Origin of the sequence: Streptomyces anatolicus (assembly GCF_019400875.1) — a bacterium.
In the GTDB taxonomy this organism is placed as follows: Bacteria; Actinomycetota; Actinomycetes; order Streptomycetales; family Streptomycetaceae; genus Streptomyces; species Streptomyces anatolicus.
The window spans coordinates 1-5618 of record NZ_WMBF01000419.1; the positions used below are offsets into that span (position 1 = coordinate 1).

Below are 5618 nucleotides of genomic sequence, written 5' to 3' on the forward strand. Positions count from 1 at the left end.
GACTCGGGGGATGAACTCGACACGACGCGCCGTCCTCGCGGGGCTGTTGGCCACGGGAATTGCGCCCTGCACGGCAGGGTCCGCCGTGGCGGCGCGGCCCCGGCCCGCTGCCTCGCTGCTGGGGAAGGAGATCCGGCGGCTGCCCACCTCGCGCCACGAGGTCGCCCTCACCTTCAACGCCGCCTGGGACGAGAGCGGACTCGACACCGTCCTGACCGAGCTGCGGCGCCGACGGCTCCCGGCGACCTTCTTCCCGACCGGCCGCTTCGCCAGGGCCCACCCCCGGGCCGTGCGCGCCATGGGCGCCGAGCACGGACTCGGCAACCACTCCGACACCCACCCCTACTTCGACCGACTCACCAGCGGGCAGCGGGAACAAGAAGTGCGTCGCGCGGACGCCGCGATCCGGGAAGCGGCGCGGACCGAACCGCTGCCGTTCTTCCGCTTCCCCTTCAGCCACACCACGCCGGAGACGGTCGCCGACGTCAACAGGTTCGGGTACGCGGCGATCGAGTTCACCGTCGACACCAACGGCTACCTCGGCCCGGGCGGCGGCATGACCGTGGAGCGCGTCGTCGGGCGGGCCGTGGCCGCGCTCGCGCCGGGCGCCCTCATCCAGATGCACGTCGGCAGCGCGACCGGCGGAACCGTGCTCGACGCCGAGGCGCTGCCCCACATCCTCGACGCCGTCCGCGCGAATGGCTACGGCGTCGTGGACCTCCGCGCATTCCTGGTCCCCGAGGGGACGTGAGGGGGCCGCCGCCCGAACCGCCCCTAGCCCGGCAACCGCTCGCTCAGACGCGCCAGTTCGCCCCGCGACGCCACCCCCAGCTTCGGATAGGCGTTGTACAGGTGATAGCCCACCGTCCGCGGGCTCAGGAACAGCTGCGCCCCGATGTCGCGGTTGCTCAGCCCCGCCGCCGCGAGCCGTGTCACCTGCAGCTCCTGCGGGGTGAGCGTGCTGAAGCGGTCGCCCCCCGGGGTGGCCGCGGGGCGGGACTCGCCGGTGGCCCGCAGTTCGGCGCGGGCCCGCTCCGCCCACGGCCCGGCGCCCACGCTCTCGAAGGCGTCGGCCGCGCCGCGCAGCGGGACGCGGGCCTCGGTGCGGCGGCCCGCTCTGCGCAGCCACTCGCCGTACAGCAGTCCGGTGCGGGCCCGCTCGAAGGGCAGGCCGCCGCCCTGGTGCAGCCGCACCGCCCGTTCGTAAAGCTCACCGGCCCGCTCCTCCGGGGCGAGCAGCGCCCGGCAGCGCAGCGCGATCGCCTCGGCCCACGCCTGACCGGTGGCCTCCGCCCAGGCCTCGTAACGGGCGAGGGCCGCAGACGCGCGGTCAGGGGCGCCGGCGCGGGCGGCGGCCTCGATGAGGTCCGGCAGGGAGTAGAGGACCCGCACCGCGTGCCGCGCGGGGCCGTCGAGCAGTTCCTCGTAGCGCCGCAGCGCGGCCTCGGGGCGGCCGAGCCCCAGGTCGAGCAGGCCCAGCGCGCCCACGCCCCACGCGAGACAGGGCGGGTCGGCCCGTACGTCGTCGCGGATCGCGAGTTCTCTGCAGCGCTCCTCGTCGCCCTCGACGGCCGCCAAGTGCGCCAGGACGCCGCGGATCTGGTCGACGTACGGCAGTTGGCCGATGTCCTCGGCCACGCGCAGCCCCTCGGACGCGGCGGTATGGCCGTCGCGGTGGCGGCCCAGGAGCGTGTGCGAGCGGGCCAGGAGCATCAGGGCCAGCGGCAGCATGCCGATCGCCCCCTGCGAGCGGCACTCCTGCTCCAGCGCGGTGAAGTGCTTGTGCCCCGCCTCCAGATCGCCGGTGGAGAACGCCCAGGCGGCGATGGAAAGCCGCTCACGCAGACCGAGCCCCGCGTGTTGCCCGCCGAGGCCCGAGACGAGGTCGCGCAGCGCGGGCAGTGCCGCCTTCGGGTCGTCCGCGGCAAGCTGCTCCAGGGCCAGCGCGGCGTCGACGAAGGGCGCGGTGTCCGCGCTCCGGGTAAGCTCCAACGAGGCGAGGCGGGCGGTCAGTTCGGACACCGCGGACCGAGGACCGCCCAGCCAGGCCGCCGTCACCGCCTCGTAGAGCATGAACGCCGCGGTCCCTGGGGCCACCGCCGCGACCGCTGCCGCGCCCTCACCGAGAAGGGTGTACGACGTTTCGAGCCGCCCCTGCTCACGGGCGACGGCGGCCCGCACCTTGACCAGTTCGGCGCGGCGCAGCGGATCGGTGAGGTGCGGGGCGGCCCGGGTCGCGAGGTCGGCGGCGCGCGGGCCCTCCCCGGCGGCGGCCGCCGCGTGCGCGGCCAGCGCGAGACGCCGGACGCGGTCGCGGGAGTCGGGGCTCAGCCGCGCCGCACGCTCACAGGCGGCGGCCACGGCCGTGTAGCCGCCACGCGCGCGTGCGTGCTCCGATGTCTCCTCCAGGACGGCGGCGACGTACTCGTCGGGCTCGGTGGTGGCCGCCGCCAGATGCCAGGCGCGCCGGTCGATGTTGCCCACGCACGGCAGCGCGTGGGCGAGTGCCCGGTGCGCGGCGAGCCGGTCGCCGAGCGGCGCGCTGCGGTAGGCGGCCGAGCGGATCAGCGGGTGACGGAAGACCAGCCGCCCCTCGGCGACCCGCACCAGGTCCTTGCGTTCGGCCGGGTCCAAGTCGGTGACGGAGGCGCCCAGTTCGGAGGCGGCCGACGCGATGACCGCCAGGTCGTCGGTGGCCTCGGCGGCGGCGACGAGCAGCACCGTGCGGGTGCCCTGGGGCAGCCCGGAGATGCGGTCGGTGAACGTCCGCTGCACGCGCGCGTGACCGCTGATCGGCGTGGTGTCGTGGGCCAGCCCCTCCCGCTGCGCCACGGGCAGTTCCCGCAGCGCCAAGGGGTTGCCCGCCGCCTCGCCGAGAATACGCACGCGCGCGTGGTGCGGCAGATCGGCGGCGTGCTCCGCGAGCAGCTCCCGGGCGGCGGCGTCGGAGAGCGCGCCCACCCGCAGCTCGTCCAGGCCCTGCGCGGGGAACGGCGGCGCGTAGGTGTCCCGCGCCGCGAACAGCATGACGACGCCCTCGGCGTCCAGGCGCCGGGCGGCGAAGAGCAGCGCCTCGGCCGACGCCTTGTCGAGCCAGTGCGCGTCGTCGACGACGCACAACAGCGGCTGCTCCTCGGCGAGATCGGCGAGCAGGGTGAGCACGGCGAGCCCGGTCAGGAACCGGTCCCCGCCGCTCGCTTCCACGGACGCGGGGCCAAGACCCGCCACCATGCCCTCCGGGCCGGCCGCCACGTCGGAGAGCCCCAGCGCGCCCCCGAGCGCCCGCGCCTGCCGCTCGGGCAGCTCCCCGACGCGGTCCGCCGCCCGGCCGAGCAGCAGATGCAGCCCCGCGAACGGCAGTTCGCTCTCCGAGTCGGTGCCGGTGGCCCGCAGCACCCGCAGCCCCTCGGCGCGGGCCGCGTCGACCGCGTGCGCCAGCAGCGCGGACTTGCCTATCCCGGCTTCGCCGCGCACGACGAGCGCCGCGCTGCGGCCCTGCCGTGCCCCCTGCAGAACCCGGTCGATGACGCCGAGTTCGTCTTCCCTCCCGTACCACCCCATGGGACAGACCTTACGTCCCACCAGCGGCTTCGTTCAGTCGACGGTCAGGACGACCTTGCCACGACCGTGCCCGGTGGCCACTAGGCGGTGCGCGTCCGCCGCCCGCTCCAGCGCGAACTCCGCGCGCAGAAGCACGTCCACCGCCCCCTTCTCGTACAGCGCGGTCAGCTCGGCCAGACGCGCGGCGGACCGGGTGCCGCCCCACTCCGGCAGTCCCAGCCGTGCCGCCTCCTCCGTGGCGACCATGGTCACCACCCGGCGCCGGTCCTTGGTCACCGCCACGGCGGCGCGCAGCCCCTCCGGGCCCGCCGCGTCGAGCGCCGCGTCCACACCGTCGGGCGCGACGGCACGGATCCGCTCGACGAGCCCTTCCCCGTACGTCACCGGGATCGCCCCCAGCGCCCGCAGGTGGTCATGGTTGCGCTCGCTCGCCGTGCCGATGACGGTCGTGGCGCCCCAGGCCCGCGCCAACTGCACGGAGAACGTGCCGAGCGCGCCGGCCGCGGCGCCGATCAGCACCGTGTCCCCGGGACCCACCCGCAGTTGCGAGAGCGCGAGATGAGCGCCCTGACCGTTGCCCGAGAAGCCACCCGCGACCGTCCACGGCATCGCGCCGGGCTTGTGCACCAGCTGCTCGGCGGGGACGGCGACGTACTGCGCGTACCCGCCGAGCAGGCCGTATCCCAGCACCTCGTCGCCGACCGCGAAGTCGGCGACCCGCTCGCCGATCCGGTCCACCACCCCGGCGAACTCGTTGCCCGGCACGAGGGGAAACCCCCGCTCGGCACCCGGCGGCGTCCACCCTTCCCGCACCCTCAGGTCGAACGGCTGCACCCCGGCAGCCCTCACCCGTACACGCACCTCACCGGGGCCCGGCTCGGGCACGGCCAGCTCCATGGGCCGCAGCACTTCGGGCGGACCGTAGGCCGACAGGGCGGCGGCGGTCATCTTCATGGCAGTTCCTTGCTTCGCGCTCACGACAATTCCTTCGTACGTTGCGACAGGTGACGCCCAGTGGGGCGGCGGGGTTGAGATGAGGCACGCCGTGAGGGCGCGCACCTCACGGGACCAGGACGACCTTGCCGACGGTCTCGCGGTTCTGCAGCGCCCGGTGCGCCGCCGCCGCTTCCCGCAGCGGGAAACGCGTCACCGCGGGCACCAGACGTCCGGCCGCGGCCTCCGCGATGGCCCGGTCCTGCGCGCCCCGCAGCCCGCCGGGCACCTTCAGCAGGCGCGGCCCGAGCGCGACCGTGACCTCGAGGACACGGTCGAAGAGGTCCCGCGCGCTCAGCTCGGTGACCGTACCGGCCGACCAGCCGAACAGCAGCAACCGCCCGCCGAAACCGATCAGTTCGAGGGCGTCACGCCCCGGCCTGCCGCCCACCCCGTCGAGCGCCACCGTCACCTCGCGGCCCCGCAGCGCCTCACGGACACGCTCGGGCCACCGCGGGTCGTCGTAGTCCACGGCCACGTCGGCGCCGAGCGCCCGCACCCGCTCCACCTTCTCCGCGCCGCCGGCCGCTCCCACCACCGTGGCGCCCGCGTTCCTCGCGGCCTGCACGAGAAGCGTCCCGACGCCGCCCGCGGCCGCCGTCACCAGGACCACGTCGTCCGCGGTGAACCCGGCCAGGTGCTCGATCGCCAGGGCGGTCCGCCCGGTGCCGACCATCGCGACGGCGGTGTCGAAGGCGACCTCGTCCGGCAGCGGATGCAGCGCCTCGACCTCGCGTACGGCGAACTCGGCGTAGCCCGCGTTGACCAGACCCAGGTGCGCGGCGACCCGCCGCCCGAGCCAGGAGCCGTCCACACCGTCACCGACCGCGTCGATCACCCCCGCGACCTCACGGCCCACGGTCAGCGGCAACTCGGGAAGCGCGAAGGGGAGTTGGTCGGCGGCGCCCTCGCGCAGCGCCGTGTCGAGCAGATGGACCCCGGCGGCCCCGACGGCGATCCGCACCTGGCCGGGCCCCGGCACCGGGTCGGGGACCTCCTCGTACGTGAGGTTCTCGGCGGGCCCGAAGGTGTGCAGACGTATGGCGTGCATGGCGGTCAACTCC

Annotated in this window: 4 protein-coding genes; 1 reads left to right on the top strand and 3 read right to left on the bottom strand. The window is 75.4% G+C overall.

Annotated features, from left to right (window positions below; genetic code table 11):
* Positions 1–10 precede the first annotated feature (10 nt).
* Complete coding sequence (locus tag GKQ77_RS26445; protein ID WP_219691442.1) at positions 11–751, top strand: polysaccharide deacetylase family protein; 741 nt, start codon at positions 11–13, stop codon at positions 749–751.
* 23 nt (positions 752–774) lie between these two features.
* Here the strand turns inward: GKQ77_RS26445 and GKQ77_RS26450 are convergent, their stop codons facing one another.
* The 3 genes from GKQ77_RS26450 to GKQ77_RS26460 all read right to left on the bottom strand — a co-directional run bounded on the left by GKQ77_RS26450 (position 775) and on the right by GKQ77_RS26460 (position 5605).
* Positions 775–3561 (bottom strand): helix-turn-helix transcriptional regulator, encoded by a 2787-nt coding sequence (locus tag GKQ77_RS26450; protein ID WP_219691441.1) that lies wholly within the window; start codon positions 3559–3561, stop codon positions 775–777.
* 33 nt (positions 3562–3594) lie between these two features.
* Positions 3595–4515, bottom strand: a complete 921-nt coding sequence (locus GKQ77_RS26455; protein WP_258022003.1) for an NADP-dependent oxidoreductase — start codon at positions 4513–4515, stop codon at positions 3595–3597.
* A gap of 106 nt (positions 4516–4621) precedes the next feature.
* On the bottom strand, positions 4622–5605 hold the full coding sequence (locus tag GKQ77_RS26460; protein WP_219691444.1) for a zinc-binding dehydrogenase: 984 nt from the start codon (positions 5603–5605) through the stop codon (positions 4622–4624).
* Between the last annotated feature and the right edge of the window lie 13 nt (positions 5606–5618).